This window comes from Serratia sp. EC4 (genome assembly GCF_059652115.1).
In genome coordinates this window covers 40394-56514 of record NZ_JBNIDE010000006.1, presented here as the reverse complement: position 1 = coordinate 56514, position 16121 = coordinate 40394, and the positions used below count along the sequence as shown (strand labels likewise).

Below are 16121 nucleotides of genomic sequence, written 5' to 3'. Positions count from 1 at the left end.
GCGGTGAACGCGATGCTGCAACGCCTGTCGCTCGGCATGCTGCTGCTGTGCGCCTTCAGCGCCGCCGCGGCCTGCGAGTGGCCGGGCTGGCAACAGTACAAGCAATTCTACATCAGCCCGCAGGGGCGGGTGATCGACCCAAGCAGCCCGAACAAAATCACCACCTCCGAGGGACAGAGTTACGGCCTGTTTTTCGCCCTGGTGGCCAACGACCGGCCGACCTTCGACCTGTTGTTGACCTGGACGGAGAACAATCTGGCGGCGGGCGATCTCAGCGCCCGCTTGCCCGCCTGGCTGTGGGGAGAGAGCGACGATAAGCAGTGGAAGGTGCTGGACGCCAACTCGGCGTCGGACGCCGACCTGTGGATCGCTTACAACCTGCTCGAAGCCGGCCGCCTGTGGAAAAGCCGGCGTTATCAAACCTTGGGAACGCTGCTGCTGCAACGCATCGGCCGCGAGGAAGTGGCCGACATTCCCGGCCTGGGCCTGATGCTGCTGCCGGGCAAAGTCGGGTTCGTGGCGGAAGATCGCTGGCGGCTGAATCCCAGCTACCTGCCGCCGCAGCTGTTGGCGCGTTTTGCGGCGCTGAACGGCCCATGGCGCGCGATGCGCGAGATCAATCAGCGACTGTGGCTGGACACCGCGCCGCACGGCTTCTCGCCGGATTGGGTGGTGTGGCGGGTCGGTGCCGGTTGGCAGCCGGACACCGTCAAGCCGAACGTCGGCAGCTACGACGCCATTCGGGTTTATCTGTGGGCCGGCATGCTGGCGGACGACGATGAACACAAGGCGGCGCTGGTTGAACGCTTCCAGCCGATGGCGCAGCTCGCCGCCAAACAGGGCGTTCCGCCGGAGAAAACCGATACCGCCAGCGGCAAAACTACCGGCGACGGCCCGGTCGGTTTTTCCGCTTCTATGCTGCCGATGCTGGCGACGCAGGCTGAAGCGCTGGCGGTGCAGCGGCAGCGCATCAGCGAGCATCCGCCGGGTGATGACGCCTATTTCAGCGCCTCGCTGACCCTGTTCGGTCAGGGATGGGATCAACAACGTTATCGCTTTAATCGTCAGGGTGAATTGCAACCCTCGTGGGACGGCCAATGCACAACTTCAAAATAAACTGGCTGAATTTGATTCCGCTGAGCCTGGCGATGCTGCCGCAGGCGCGCGCTGCGGAGGCCGTGGCCCCGGAACAGTGGCTGCTGGAACAGGTGCGCATTGGCGAGGCCGGCAACAAGGACGATCTGGTGCGCCAGTCGCTGTACCGGCTCGAGCTGATGGATCCGAACAACCCGGACGTGATCGCCGCGCGCATGCGTTTGGCGCTGCGGCAGGGCAACATGGCGCTGGCGCAGCAGCAGTTGGACAAGCTGAAAACCCTCGCGCCGCAGTCCAGCGCCTATCGCCAGGCGCAAATGAACATGCTGCTGACCCAGCCGGAAACCCGGCAAAAGCTGCAGCAGGCGCGCCTGATGGCGACCGCCGGCCGGTTGCCGGAAGCCAAGGCGCAGTACGATGCGCTGTTTCACGGCGAGCCGCCGACGCTCGATCTGGCGGTAGAATACTGGCGGCTGGTGGCGCGTTTGCCGGGGCAGGAGGCGAAGGCGTTAAAGCAGCTGCAGGCGCTGGATCAGCAATATTCAGGCAATGTGGCGCTGCGCATGTCGCTGGCGCGTATGCTGTTCAGTCAGAACCAGGACGCGCAGGCCTATGAACTGCTGCAGAAGATCGCCGCCGATCCGGCTGGGCGCGGCGACGCCGCCGATCTGTGGCTGGACAAGGTCAAAGCGATGCCGGTCAGCGCGCAGAGCGTAGCGGCGCTCAACCGTTTCCTCGGCGTATTCGACACCGGCGATCAGGCGACCCGCGCCCGCGAAGAACTGGCCAGACAGCAGAAGCTGTTGGCCGATCCGGCTTATCAGGCGAGGGTGCGCGGTCTGGCGCAGGTGGATAAAGGCGGCAGCCGGGCAGCCATTCCAGAGTTGCAAAAGGCGCTGGCGGCGGCGCCGAACGACGCCGAGGTGCTGGGCGCGCTCGGCCAGGCCTACTCGCGCGCCGGCAACCGCCCGCAGGCGCTGAAGCTGTTTCGCCAGGCGCTGGCCGCCGACAAGAGCGGCTACGGCAGCGGCAAATGGCAGAGTCTGATCAAGAGCACCGGCTACTGGCTGGCGATCGACGAGGGCGACAAAGCGCTCAAGGCCGGCAATCTCGCGCTGGCTCGGCAGAAATATCAACAGGCGCGCCAGCTCGACGACAGCGACGGCGATGCGTTTATCGGCCTGGGCGATGTGGCGGTGGCGAGCAAGGATGACGCCGCGGCGGAAGGGTTTTATCAGCAGGCGTTGCGGCGCGATCCCGGCAACGGCAGCGCGCTGCGCGGCCTGGTGAATATCTATCAACGCCAGTCGCCGGAAAAAGCGCTGGCCTACCTCAACGGCCTGCCGCGCAGCCAACAGGCCAAGCTGCGCAGCACCCTCGACGGACTGCGGCTCGATATGTTGAAGCAGCAGGCGGAGACGCTGGCGGCACAGCAGCAGTGGCAGCAGGCGGCGGAAATCTATCGCCGCGCCCAGCCGATGGATCCCGACGACGTCTGGCTGACCTATCGCTATGCGCAGGCGCTGCGTCAGGCCGGGCAGCCGCAGCAGGCGGACGCTCTGTTCCGGCAGCTGGCGCTGCGCCAACATGCCAATCCGCAGCTGACCTACGCCTATGCGCTCTATCTTTCCGGCAGCGATCGCGACAGGCAGGCGCTGGCGCAGCTCAATACGCTGCCTGCGGCGCAATGGAACGACAACATGCGCGAACTGGCGCAGCGGCTGAAAATGCAGGCGGTAATCGAGCATGCCGAACGGCTGCGGGCCGCCGGTGACGAAGCGGCGGCGGAAGCCTATCTGCGTCGGCAGCCGGCGGACACCCGCATCGATTTGCTGCTCGCCGACTGGGCGCTGGCGCGCGGGGAGTATGCGGCGGCGCTGGACGACTATCAGCGGGTGAAACGGCGTGAACCGAACAACCCGGATGCGCAGCTGGGCGAGATCGAAGCCTATGTGGCGCAGGGGGATCTGGACGCGGCGCGTCAGCGGCTGAAAACCGAACCGCAGCCGCAAGACGCTTCGCTCAACAGCCAACGGCGGGTCGCCAACGCCTGGGGCGCGGTCGGCGATCCGCAGCAGGCCGACGCGCTCTTCAGCCGGCTGAAAACGGCGGCGGCTTCGGAGCCCTCCGGGCAGACCAAGGCGCTTGTTTATCGTGACGCCGCCCGGCTGGAACGGGCTCAGCAACAGCCTGAGCGGGCGCAGCAGGATTACCGCCAGGCGATGGTGGCCGGCGGCATCACGCCGACGCTGCCGCAGGATAATGACGGCTACACCTATTTGACGCGCAATAATCCGAGCGACGACTGGCTGAAACGCGGCATCCGCTCCGACGCCGCGGATCTGTATCGACAGCAAGACGTGAACGTCACGCTCGATCACGATTACTGGCGCTCGAGCGGCACCGGCGGCATTTCCGACTTCAACGCGCACGACACCATGCTGCAGGTGGACATGCCGCTGTATGACGGGCGCGCCTTTTTGCGTACCGACACCGTGCAGCTGGATGCCGGCCGCTTCTCGACCGACGGCAGCGGCAAGTACTACGAAACCTTCGGCACCTGCAACACGCAAGGGTGCCGCGGCGATGAACACCAGAAAACCACCGGCACCAGCGTGGCGGCCGGCTGGAAAAACGATCGCTGGGCCGCCGACATCGGCACGACGCCGATGGGCTTTGAGGTGGTCGACTGGACCGGCGGCCTGGCCTACAGCGGCGACTGGAACCACATTGGCTGGACGCTGGCGGCCTCGCGGCGGCCGATTTCCAGCTCGCTGCTGGCGTTCGGCGGCGCCAAAGACCCGAATACCGGCATCACCTGGGGCGGCGTGCGCGCCACCGGCGTCAGCCTGAGCGCCAGCTACGATCGCGGCGAGGCGAACGGCGTGTGGGCCGATCTCAGCGCGCATCAGATTACCGGCAAGAACGTGGCGGACAACCAGCGGCAGCGGTTGATGGCCGGTTACTACTACAAGCTGATCAACGAAGACAATCGCCGCCTGAGCGTCGGGCTCAATACCATGCTGTGGCACTACCAGAAGGATTTGAGCGGCTATTCGCTGGGGCAGGGCGGCTATTACAGCCCGCAGCAATATCTGTCGCTGTCGCTGCCGGTCAACTACCGTCAGCGCACCGAGAACTGGTCGTGGGAGCTGGGCGGTTCGGTTTCGCTGTCCCATTCCAAAACCGACAGCCAGCGCCGCTATCCGCTGCAGGGACTGATCCCGGATTCGTTGCCCGATAAGTTCGCCGTCGAGGACGGCAGCTCCTCGAGCGGCGTCGGTTATACCCTGCGGGCGATCGTCGAACGCCGTCTCAGTTCGCACTGGACGCTCGGCGCCGGCATCGACATTCAACAGGCGAAGGACTATACGCCGAGCCACGCGTTGATTTATCTGCGTTATTCCCTGGCCGGCTGGCAAGGGGATCTCGATTTGCCGCCGCAGCCGCTGACGCCTTACGCCGACTTCAAGTAGCCGGAAGGGGGAAAGATTCGGAGTGTCGGACGCCGGGGAGTTTTGTTACCCTGTGTGCGGGTCGCGTTTGTTCGCTTTAGGAAAAGACTGAAACCCGCGATTTTCTTGGTTTTGCCTGCGGCATAGCCAGATAAAAACAGCCGATGATCGAGTATACTCAGCCCGGTTCGAGGGGGCGGGTGAGAGTCAGCCCCCTTTTTTGTTTCAGCCCGATTTCACGGAGAGCAGGTTTGCGGGTCAGGCGTTCGTTAACGATTAAGCAGATGGCGACAGTGTCCGGCGTGGCGCTGGTTACGATCTGCATCTTTATCGTGATCCAGTTATTCCACTTTGTGCAGCAGCGCAGGGATGACTACGCCCAGCAACTGGAGAATATCGCCCACTCCGTGCGCCAGCCGCTGGCGGAGGCGGTGCTGCGCATGGACGTGCCGGAAGCCAAAAGGGTGCTGAACACGCTGTTGCCGGTCGGCATTCTCAGCCGGGCGGATATCGTCTTGCCGAACGAGTTTCAGGCGCTGCACGCCAATTTCCCGCCAGAGCGGCCGGTGCCGACGCTGATCGCCCGGCTGTTTGAACTGCCTATCCAAATATCCGTGCCGCTCTATTCGCTGGAACGGGTGCCGGCCAACCAGCAGCCGCTGGCCTACCTGGTGCTGCAGGCCGATTCGTTCCGCATGTACCAGTTTATCCTCAGCATATTGTCGACCATGCTGTCGACCTACCTGCTGCTGGCGCTGATCCTGTCGGTGGCCATCACCTGGTGCATGAACCGGTTGATGGTGCATCCGCTGCGCGCGATGGCCAAAGAGCTGGAGAACATCTCGCAGGACGAAGCGCCCTATCATCAACTGATGCTGCCGGCGCTGCACCAGGATGATGAGCTCGGCCTGCTGGTGCGCAATTACAACCGCAATCAACAGACGCTGGCCAAGGCGCATGCCGACATGAGCCGCCTGAGCACCCGCCACCCGGTGACCGAACTGCCGAATCCTGCATTGCTGAACGCGTTGCTGGAACAGCATATCGCCTCCAGTCTGCGCCCTGAGCGTTTTAACCTGCTGGTGATCGGCATCGAGACGCTGCATGAAGCGTCTGGCGTGATGAGCCCGGCGATGCGCGAAGCGCTGCTGCTGGCGCTGGCGAAGAAGCTGCGCGGCTGCATCGACGAAAACGGCGTGTTGGCGCAGCTGAGCAATACCGAATTCGCCATTCTGGCCAAGGGCATCGAGCGGCCGTTCCACGCCATGCAGCTGGCGCGGCGCATCATGGCGGAGATCAATGCGCCGTTGACGCTGGAAGGTCTGGCGCTGCGGCCCAACGCCAGCATCGGCATCGCGCACTACCTCAATCAGGGGGAGAGTGCGGAACAGCTGCTGCGCAGCGCCACCTCGGCGATGATGTCCGCGCACCGCGAAGGAAAAAATCAGATCCTGTTCTTCGAACCCAGCCTGACGGAACGCACGCAGAAGCGGCTGACGCAGGAGAGCGAGATCCTGCACGGCATCGAGCAGCGGCATTTCACGCTGTTCCTGCAGCCGCAGATCGACATGCAGTCCAACGAGGTGATCGGCGCCGAAGCGCTGCTGCGTTGGCAGCAGTATGACGGCAGCTATACCCTGCCGGCCGACGTTATCCCGCTCGCGGAAGAGCTGGGCGTGATCGTGCCTCTCGGCAACTGGGTGCTGGAAGAGTCTTGCCGCATCCTGGCGGACTGGCAACAACGCGGCATTGCGCTGCCGCTGGCGGTTAACGTTTCCGGTATTCAGATGCAGGATGAAGCGTTCGTCCCGCATCTGAAAAACCTGCTGGCGCAGTATCGGATCGATCCGCGCAAGCTGCTGCTGGAGATCACCGAGACGGTACGCATCGACGATCTCGATCGCGCCCTGGCGCTGCTGCGCGAGCTGCACGACCTGGGGCTGTCGATCGCGCTGGACGACTTCGGCATGGGCTACTCCAGCCTGGAGTACCTCAACCGCTTGAAATCCCTGCCGATCGATTTGATTAAGATCGACCGCAGTTTCATTCAGGGGCTGCCGGCCGACGATGCGATGGTGCGCATCGTCAGTTCGATCTCCGAAGTGCTGGCGTTGCCGGTAATGGCCGAAGGCGTGGAAAACGCCGAACAGCGCGACTGGCTGCTGCAGCACGGCATTCGCAGTGGGCAGGGATTCCTGTTCGCCCGGCCGCTGCCGCGCGAAGCGTTCGAAGCCGAGTTTTGCCGCGCGGCGCGGTGAGCGTCGCGATACCTTTCCGGTACTTTTCCTCGTCCGAAAATCGCCATTCTTTATCTACCTCTTTTGCGTTAGTGCAAACAAAGGCTTACGCAATTTTCAGCTTTGCACCCCGACTGACGCGTTTCAGCTCTTAAATTCACATCAACCCCACACGGTGGGTGCAACAAATTATTTCCATGTTGTTAAGTGGGTGTTATTTTCCGCGCAAGCGATGAACAGGCTGGATTTTTAGACTGCTGCCTGATGCGTGTCTTCCCCCCATAGGATGTTCATATGAAAACAACGATCTTTAAGAGCCTCTATTTTCAGGTGCTGACGGCGATCACGCTGGGTATCCTGCTTGGCCATTTCTACCCTGACCTCGGCGCCGAGATGAAACCTCTGGGCGATGGCTTCGTCAAACTGATCAAGATGATCATCGCGCCGGTGATCTTCTGCACCGTGGTGACCGGCATCGCCGGCATGGAAAGCATGAAGGCGGTAGGGCGCACCGGCGCCATCGCGCTGCTGTATTTTGAAATCGTCAGCACCATCGCGCTGATTATCGGCCTGGTGATCGTCAACCTGGTGCAACCGGGCGCCGGCATGAACGTCGATCCCGGCACGCTGGACGCCAAAGCGGTAGCGGTCTACGCCGAGCAGGCGCAGCAGCAGGGCATCATCCCGTTCCTGCTGGACATCATCCCCGGCAGCGTGATCGGCGCGTTCGCCAGCGGCAACATTCTTCAGGTGCTGCTGTTCGCGGTACTGTTCGGCTTCGCCCTGCATCGTCTGGGCGACAAAGGGCAGCTGATCTACAACGTGATCGACAGCTTCTCGCGGGTGATTTTCGGCATCATCAACATGATCATGCGCCTGGCGCCGCTGGGGGCCTTCGGCGCCATGGCGTTTACCATCGGTAAATACGGTGTCGGCACCCTGGTGCAACTCGGCCAACTGATCGTGTGTTTCTATATCACCTGCATCCTGTTCGTGGTGGTGGTGTTGGGCAGCATCGCCCGCGCCAACGGCTTCAGCATCTTCAAATTCGTCAACTACATCAAAGAAGAGCTGCTGATCGTGCTGGGGACCTCGTCGTCCGAATCCGCGCTGCCGCGCATGCTGGATAAAATGGAGAAGCTGGGCTGCAAGAAATCGGTGGTGGGTCTGGTTATTCCGACCGGGTACTCCTTCAACCTGGACGGCACCTCTATCTACCTGACCATGGCCGCGGTGTTTATCGCGCAGGCGACCAATACCCACATGGACATCATGCATCAGATTACCCTGCTGGTGGTGCTGCTGCTCTCCTCCAAAGGGGCGGCGGGCGTGACCGGCAGCGGCTTTATCGTGTTGGCCGCCACCATCTCCGCCGTCGGCCACCTGCCGCTGGCCGGCCTGGCGCTGATCCTCGGCATCGACCGCTTCATGTCGGAAGCCCGTGCGTTGACCAACCTGGTGGGCAACGGGGTGGCGACCGTGGTGGTGGCAAAATGGTGTAACCAGCTGGATGAAAAACAGCTGAAAGACACGCTGAACAACAAAAACACCGGCGCGGACAAAACGCTGCCTTCCGCCTGATATCGGCGGTAAATCACCGGCCGCATCCGCGGCCGGTGAGGTTCTTCCCCTGCCTCGTAACGATTTTTTGCATTAAAAACCCCGCAATCCATTATTTTTCACTCTAATGAGTGACATCCGCAAAGGCGCGCGGTCTAACACGGTGGTACACTTTCTGCTTTCCGCCCCACCGTGAAACTCAGGGCGTATTTTTATGATTCCATTGAATGGAATACACGCATTTGCATAAGAAATTGGATAGTCATTAAGTAGGGGTTCACATGCAGGGCACCAGAATTCATCTTATAGTTGGTGGGTTGCTATTGGCTGCAGCCAGTAGCAGCGTGCAGGCTGAAGCACTACAACCCGACCCTGCCTGGCAGCAGGGGGCGCTGGCCAACGGGTTTTCATGGCAGATTCTCGATACGCCGCAGCGGCCGAGTGACCGCGTTGAACTGCGGTTGATCGTCAATACCGGCTCTTTGGTGGAGTCTTCGCAGCAGACCGGCTTTGCCCATCTGCTGCCGCGGCTGGCGTTGGCGCGTAGCGAAAGCTTCACGGCCCCGCAGCTGCGCGCCCTGTGGCAGCAGAGCGTGGATAACGAGCGGCCGCTGCCGCCGGCTATCATCTCGTATGATTTCACCATGTATAACCTCAGCCTGCCGAACAACCGGCCCGACCTGCTGAAAGAAGCGCTGGCCTGGCTGGCGGATACCACCGGCAAACTGGCGATAGACGAGCATACGGTGCACGCGGTGATGAATTCAAGCATCAATCCGGTCGGCACTTTCCCGCCCAATACCCAAGATGTCTGGTGGCGTTACCGCCTGAAAGGCTCGACGCTGCTGGCGCACGATCCGGCGCAGCCGGCAAAACGGCCGGTCAACCTCGAGCAGTTGAAGAAATTCTATCAGCAGTGGTATACCCCGGACGCCATGACGCTGTTCGTGGTCGGCAAGGTTGACAGCCGCAGCCTGGGCGAGCAGATCAACAAGGCGTTCTCGCCGTTGCAGGGCAAACGTGAAACACCGGCCCCGATGCCGACCCTGACGCCGCTGCCACAGCAGCCTGTGAGCCTGATCAGCGAGCAGGTGAAACAGGATACGCTGTCGATCATGTGGGATTCGCCGTGGCATCCGATCCGCGATTCGCAGAGCTTGCTCCGTTACTGGCGTGGCGATCTCGCCCGCGAGGCGCTGTTCTGGCATCTTCAGCAGACGCTGGAAAAAAGCGACCAGAAGAGCCTGCATCTGGGCTTTGACTGCCGCGTGCAGTACCAGCGCGGGCAGTGCGCCATCCATCTGGATACGCCGAACAACAACCTGAACGGCAGCCTGGGCTTTATCGCTCGCGAGCTGGCCAACGTGCGTGACAACGGCCTGTCGAAAGAGGAATTCGATGCGCTGCTGGCGCAGAAAAACGATCAGCTGAGCAAGCTGTTCGCGACCTACGCCCGCACCGACACCGATGTGCTGATGAGCCAGCGCCTACGCTCGCAGCAGAGCGGGGTGGTGGATATTGCGCCGGAGCTGTATCAGAAACTGCGCCAGGAATTCCTGTCCAGCCTGACGCTGGAGACGTTGAATCAGGCGCTGAAGCTGCAGCTGTCTCAGGAGGCGACGCTGGTGCTGATGCAGCCGAAAGGCGAGCCGGAAATGAGCATGAAGCAGCTGCAGGAAACTTATGACGGTATCATGATGCCGGCGCCGGCGGTGGTGACGGAAGAAGCCAAACCGGCCGACGCCGCGGTGGCTGCGCCGGCGACGGACGCCGGCGCGCAGTAATATCGCGACAGGGGGCTCAGGCCCCCTCAGTTGCGATACAGCACCTTGATGATGTGGTAACCGAACTGGGTTTTGACCGGGCCGTAAGGTTTGAGCAGCGGGATGCTGAACACCGCTTTATCGAACGCAGGCACCATCGCGCCCTTGTTGAATTCGCCCAGCGAGCCGCCGTTGCGTTTTGACGGGCAGCTCGAATATTTGCGCGCCAGCGTGTCGAAGCTGACGCCGCGCTTCAGCTTGGCCAGCAGCTCGTTGGCCAGCTTTTCATTGTCTACCAGAATGTGCAGGGCGCACGCCGTTTTTGCCATGGTATTGCCTTTGTCGATGCGAAAATTGCGCTGATTATACCCGCTAAATCTCATCGGCGCTTTCTGCTACAATTCCCTTCCACGTTTTACAGTCGAGCAAGCCAGCACCATGCGATTAAACCCCAGCCAACAACAAGCCGTCGAATTCGTTACCGGGCCCTGCCTGGTGTTGGCCGGTGCCGGTTCCGGCAAGACGCGCGTTATCACCAACAAGATAGCCCACCTTATCCATCATTGCGGCTATCAGGCGCGGCACATCGCCGCCGTGACCTTTACCAACAAAGCCGCGCGCGAGATGAAAGAGCGCGTGTCGCAAACCCTGGGGCGCAAAGAGGCGCGCGGGCTGATGATTTCCACCTTCCACACCCTGGGGCTGGAAATCATCAAGCGGGAATATGTGGCGCTGGGCATGAAGTCCAACTTCTCGCTGTTCGACGACCAGGATCAGCTGGCGCTGTTGAAAGAGCTGACCGAAAAGTGGCTGGAAAGCGATAAAACGCTGGTGGCGCAGCTGATTTCGACCATCTCCAACTGGAAAAACGACCTGATCGATCCCCAGCGCGCGGCGGAGCTGGCGCGCTCGGAGCGCGACAAGCTGTTCGCCCACTGCTACGGCCTGTACCACGCCCATATGCGGGCGTGCAACGTGCTGGACTTCGATGACCTGATCCTGTTGCCGACGCTGCTGTTGCAACGCAACGAAGAGGTGCGCGAACGCTGGCAGCAGCGCATCCGCTATCTGCTGGTGGATGAGTACCAGGATACCAACACCAGTCAGTACGAGCTGGTGAAGCTGCTGGTGGGCAACCGCGCGCGCTTTACCGTGGTGGGCGACGACGACCAGTCGATCTACTCCTGGCGCGGCGCGCGGCCGCAGAACCTGGTGCTGCTGAAGGAAGATTTCCCGGCGCTGCAGGTGATCAAGCTGGAACAAAACTACCGTTCCAGCGAACGCATTCTGAAGGCGGCCAACATTCTGATCGCCAATAACCCGCACGTGTTTGAAAAGCGGCTGTTTTCCGAGCTGGGGTATGGCGAAGAGCTGAAGGTGGTGACCGCCAACAATGAGGATCACGAAGCCGAGCGGGTGGTGGGGGAGCTGATCGCCCACCACTTCGTGAAAAAGACCAATTACGGCGACTATGCGATCCTGTACCGCGGCAACCACCAGTCGCGGGTGTTTGAAAAGATGCTGATGCAGAACCGCATCCCGTACAAGATTTCCGGCGGCACGTCGTTCTTCTCTCGCCCCGAGATCAAGGATCTGCTGGCTTACCTGCGCGTGCTGACCAACCCGGAAGACGACAGCGCCTTCCTGCGCATCGTCAATACCCCCAAGCGCGAGATCGGCCCGGCGACGCTGCAGAAGCTTGGCGAGTGGGCCAACCAGCGTAACAAGAGTTTGTTCCATGCCAGCTTCGATCTGGGGCTGAGCCAGCATCTGACCGGGCGCGGGCTGGAATCGCTGCAGCGTTTCACCCACTGGCTGGGCGGCATCGCCCAGCAGGCGGAGCGTGAGCCGGTGGCAGCGGTGCGCGATCTGATCCGCGGCGTGGATTATGAGAGCTGGCTGTTTGAAACCTCGACCAGCCCGAAGGCCGCCGAAATGCGGATGAAAAACGTCAACACGCTGTTCGGTTGGATGACGGAAATGCTGGAAGGCAACGATCTGGACGAGCCGATGACGCTGACCCAGGTCGTGACGCGCTTCACCCTGCGCGACATGATGGAACGCGGCGAAAGTGAAGAGGAGCTGGATCAGGTACAGCTGATGACGCTGCACGCCTCAAAGGGGCTGGAGTTCCCTTACGTGTTCCTGGTGGGCATGGAAGAGGGCCTGCTGCCGCACCAGAGCAGCATCGACGAAGACAATGTCGATGAAGAGCGGCGTCTGGCCTATGTGGGGATCACCCGCGCGCAAAAAGAGCTGATTTTCACCCTGTGCCGCGAGCGCCGTCAGTACGGCGAGCTGGTGCGGCCGGAGCCGAGCCGGTTCCTGCTGGAGCTGCCGCAGGACGATTTGGCGTGGGAAACCGAGCGCAAAGTGGTGAGCCCGCAGGAGCGGATGCAGAAGGGGCAGAGCCATCTGGCCAATATTCGCGCCCAGCTGGCCAAGGCCAAAGGCGGGAATTAAAAAGAAAGGGCGCTCATCGCGCCCTTGTCATGTCAACGTTGTTCTTCCAACCGCAGCGTCCAGTGGACGTAGCTCTGCCAGTGGCTTTCCTGCTCCAGCGCCTCGGCGCGCAGCGGATGCTGTTCCAGCCAACCCGGCGGCAAGATCACCGTCAGTTCATCGTCCTGATTGGCGCGTAACCGCACCGCCGGCAGCGTGTCGTCGCGACGGCGGCTGGCGAAGATGATCGCCAGGCGCAAAATGCGGCACAGGCGCTGCGCAGTGCGCGGCGGCAGGGCGTTTTGCTGGTTCAACAGCGACAGGTCGAGGGTGTTGCTCTGGTTTTGCAGCAGGGTGGCCAGCAGTTTTTTCTGCGCCGGGGTAAAGCCGGGTAAGTCCAGGTGGCGGATCAGGTAAGCGGCGTGTTGCGGCGCCTGTTTGAAATCGACGCTGAGGCCGAGTTCGTGAATCAGACTGGCGCTGTGCAACAGCTCGCGACATCGCGCATCCAACTGCCACTCGTTGGCGACTTGCTGCGAGAAGTTGGCGGCGAGCTGGCTGACGCGTTCGGCCTGCTCGGTGTCGATCAGGTAACGGCGCTGCAGGTTGCGGATGGTGCGGATGCGAATATCCTGCTCCACCGGCAGATGCAGCATGCCGTAAACCAGGCCTTCACGCAGCGCCCCGCCGGCCAGCATCATGCTCTCGATGCCCAGCTCCTGGAAAATGGCCAACAGAATGGACAGACCGCTCGGGAACACCAGCGCGCGCTCCAGCGTCAACCCTTCGATCTCCAGTTCTTCCAGCTTGCCGCACTGAATGGCGCGCTGTTTCAGCTGGCGCAGTTTGGGCAGGGTGATGCGCTCATCCATGCCCTGCGCCACCATGATCTCCTGCAGCGCTTGCACGGTGCCGGAAGCGCCGACGCAGATCTGCCAACCTTGCTGGCGCAATTGCGGTGCGATCGGCCGCACCATGTCGCGGGCGGCCTGTTCGGCGCGCTCGAAGTTTTCTTGCCCGAGGTTGCGATCGCTGAAGTAGCGTTCCAGCCAGGTGACGCAGCCCATCGACAGGCTATACAGCTGCGTTGCCTGTGCGCCGGTGCCGGTGACCAGTTCGGTGCTGCCGCCGCCGATGTCGACGACCAGCCGGCGATCCGGCCCGCCGGTGGTGTGCGCGACGCCGTGATAGATCAGCCGTGCCTCTTCTTCGCCGCTGATCACCTGTACCGGGCAGCCGAGGATTTGCTCGGCGGCCTGCAGGAACTCATCGGCGTTGGACGCCAGACGCAGCGTGGCGGTGGCGACGACGCGGATCTGCTCGCGCGGTATGTCCTGCAGGCGTTCGGAGAACAGCCGCAGGCACTGCCAGCCGCGCTGCATGGCCTCATGCGACAGGTGATTGTTCTGATCCAGCCCGGCCGCCAGGCGCACTTTGCGCTTGATCCGCGCCAGAGTCTGAATGCTGCCGGCCACCTCGCGCACTACCAACATGTGGAAGCTGTTGGAGCCGAGATCGATGGCAGCATAAAGCGTGCTGGAACTGAGCATGGCGATCAGCTCGAACGTTTACGGTTGTTGCGCGGCGCGCCGCCGCGACGAGGCGCGGAGTTGCGACGTGGGCCGTTGCCGCCGCGCGGGCGCGACAGGCGCTTCGGCGCCGGCAAATCGGTCAGCAGCGCATCGCTGTTGTACTTGCTCACCGGAATGCTGTGGTCGATATAGGTCTCGATCGCCGGCAGGTTGAGCGCATACTCTTCGCACGCCAGGCTGATGGAGTGGCCGCTGGCGCCTGCGCGGCCGGTACGGCCGATGCGGTGCACGTAGTCTTCGCAGTCGTCAGGCAGATCGTAGTTGAAGACGTGCGTGACGGAAGGGATGTGCAGACCGCGCGCGGCGACGTCGGTGGCGACCAGAATATCGAGGTTGCCTTTGGTGAAGTCGTCGAGGATGCGCAGGCGTTTTTTCTGCGCCACGTCGCCGGTCAGCAGGCCCACGCGGTGACCGTCGGCGGCCAGATGGCCCCAGATGTCTTCGCAGCGGTGCTTGGTGTTGGCGAAGATGATGGCGCGATCCGGCCACTCTTCTTCGATCAGCGTCTGCAGCAGGCGCATTTTTTCTTCGTTGGACGGGTAGAACAGCTCTTCTTTAATGCGGTGGCCGGTTTTCTGTTCCGGTTCCACTTCAACATATTCGGCGTTGTTCATCTGCTCGAAGGCCAGTTCGCGTACGCGATAGGACAGGGTAGCGGAGAACAGCATGTTCAGGCGTTGATCGGCCGCTGGCATGCGGCGGAACAGCCAACGGATGTCTTTGATAAAGCCAAGATCGTACATGCGATCGGCTTCATCCAGCACGACGACCTGCATCGCGCCGAGATCGACATAGTTCTGTTTGGTGTAATCGATTAAACGGCCGGTGGTGCCAATCAGAATGTCCACGCCGCTTTCCAGCACTTTCAGCTGCTTGTCGTAGCCGTCGCCGCCGTAGGCCAGGCCCAGTTTCAGGCCGGTGCTCTGGGAGAGCGCTTCCGCATCAGAGTGGATTTGCACCGCCAGTTCACGCGTAGGCGCCATGATCAAGGCGCGCGGCTGATTGGTCTGGCGATCCTGTTTCGCCGGGTGAGTCAGCAAATAGTGAAAAGTAGACGCCAAAAACGCCAGCGTCTTTCCGGTACCGGTTTGCGCCTGACCTGCAACGTCACGCCCGGAGAGCGTGAGCGGCAATGCTAACGCCTGGATGGGCGTGCAATTGTGAAACCCTTTTTTCTCAAGGGCTTCAAGGACTAACGGGTGCAGGGCGAAGTCGGAAAACTTCTGTTCGGTCAAGTGTGTTTTGCTCATAGTGTGGTAGAATATCAGCTAACTATTGCTTTACGAAAGCACATCCGTTGAAATAAACGCGGTGCAATAAAATCACCTTGAGTTGGTTAATGCTACACCAACAAGGTAGACATAATCCTGTGGAGTAGAACATGAGCGATAAAATTATTCACCTGACTGACAGCAGCTTCGAAGCTGACGTGCTGAAAGCGGAAGGGCCGATCCTGGTCGATTTCTGGGCTGAATGGTGTGGGCCGTGCAAGATGATTGCTCCGATTCTGGATGAGATTGCCGAAGAGTTCGAAGGCAAACTGACCATCACCAAGCTGAATATCGATCAGAACCCGGCTACCGCGCCTAAGTACGGTATCCGTGGCATCCCTACGCTGTTGCTGTTCAAGAACGGTGAAGTGGCCGCGACCAAGGTTGGCGCGTTGTCCAAAGGTCAGCTCAAAGATTTCCTGAACGCGAATCTGTAATCGGGCGGGAAGCCCAGTATCAGGCGCCTGGCGGTGATGTTCAATTCACCGCTAGACGCCTGCCAAGAAGCGTGTTAAGTTTAACCACACTGCATATAGAACTTGCCCGAAGTTTTAAATCTAAAGAGTTTGAATCTAAAGCTATACTCTGTGTCGAACCACTGGCGTTGAAAGTAAACTGAACTCAGCCCGTGTTTTGGCAATCAAACGGTTTTGCAAAAATCATTTTTAAGGTACCTTCGATCTTCAACCGTCAATGCGTGCGCCCG

At 61.2% G+C, this 16121-nt stretch carries 10 protein-coding genes; 7 read left to right on the top strand and 3 right to left on the bottom strand.

The features are described from left to right. The first annotated feature begins 3 nt into the window (after positions 1–3). From bcsZ to ACP39K_RS17355, 5 genes are all read left to right on the top strand, one after another. A complete protein-coding gene (gene bcsZ, locus ACP39K_RS17375; RefSeq protein WP_497008721.1) occupies positions 4–1116 on the top strand; it encodes a cellulose synthase complex periplasmic endoglucanase BcsZ in 1113 nt (370 codons plus the stop codon). Beyond that, positions 1098–4571, top strand: a complete 3474-nt coding sequence (bcsC, locus tag ACP39K_RS17370) for a cellulose synthase complex outer membrane protein BcsC (protein WP_497008720.1) — start codon at positions 1098–1100, stop codon at positions 4569–4571. The genes bcsZ and bcsC overlap by 19 nt, the downstream gene beginning before the upstream one ends. Before the next feature lie 230 nt (positions 4572–4801). Continuing rightward, positions 4802–6808 (top strand): biofilm formation regulator HmsP, encoded by a 2007-nt coding sequence (gene hmsP, locus ACP39K_RS17365; RefSeq protein WP_028127370.1) that lies wholly within the window; start codon positions 4802–4804, stop codon positions 6806–6808. 273 nt (positions 6809–7081) lie between these two features. Then, positions 7082–8368 carry a dicarboxylate/amino acid:cation symporter gene (locus ACP39K_RS17360; RefSeq protein ID WP_016929514.1) on the top strand — a complete coding sequence of 429 codons (1287 nt, stop codon included), beginning with the start codon at positions 7082–7084 and terminating at the stop codon, positions 8366–8368. Between the two features lie 260 nt (positions 8369–8628). Beyond that, positions 8629–10131, top strand: coding sequence for a M16 family metallopeptidase (locus ACP39K_RS17355; protein WP_033639025.1), 1503 nt, complete (start codon positions 8629–8631; stop codon positions 10129–10131). Positions 10132–10157: 26 nt separating this feature from the next. Here ACP39K_RS17355 and ppiC read toward each other — a convergent pair whose 3' ends face one another. Beyond that, positions 10158–10439 carry a peptidylprolyl isomerase PpiC gene (gene ppiC / locus ACP39K_RS17350; RefSeq protein WP_004934175.1) on the bottom strand — a complete coding sequence of 94 codons (282 nt, stop codon included), beginning with the start codon at positions 10437–10439 and terminating at the stop codon, positions 10158–10160. A 109-nt stretch (positions 10440–10548) separates the two neighbouring features. Between ppiC and rep the strand changes: the two genes are divergently transcribed. Then, on the top strand, positions 10549–12573 hold the full coding sequence (rep, locus tag ACP39K_RS17345; protein WP_004934177.1) for a DNA helicase Rep: 2025 nt from the start codon (positions 10549–10551) through the stop codon (positions 12571–12573). A 32-nt stretch (positions 12574–12605) separates the two neighbouring features. Here the strand turns inward: rep and ppx are convergent, their stop codons facing one another. Both ppx and rhlB read right to left on the bottom strand, forming a co-directional pair. Then, on the bottom strand, positions 12606–14102 hold the full coding sequence (gene ppx, locus ACP39K_RS17340; RefSeq protein ID WP_016929512.1) for an exopolyphosphatase: 1497 nt from the start codon (positions 14100–14102) through the stop codon (positions 12606–12608). A gap of 5 nt (positions 14103–14107) precedes the next feature. Further along, entirely contained in the window at positions 14108–15394 is a 1287-nt protein-coding gene (gene rhlB / locus ACP39K_RS17335) for an ATP-dependent RNA helicase RhlB (RefSeq protein WP_015376249.1), read from the bottom strand. Positions 15395–15525: 131 nt separating this feature from the next. On the opposite strand from rhlB, the gene trxA reads away from it, so the two are divergent. Then, positions 15526–15852, top strand: coding sequence for a thioredoxin TrxA (gene trxA, locus ACP39K_RS17330; protein ID WP_004934187.1), 327 nt, complete (start codon positions 15526–15528; stop codon positions 15850–15852). The last annotated feature ends 269 nt before the right edge of the window (positions 15853–16121 follow it).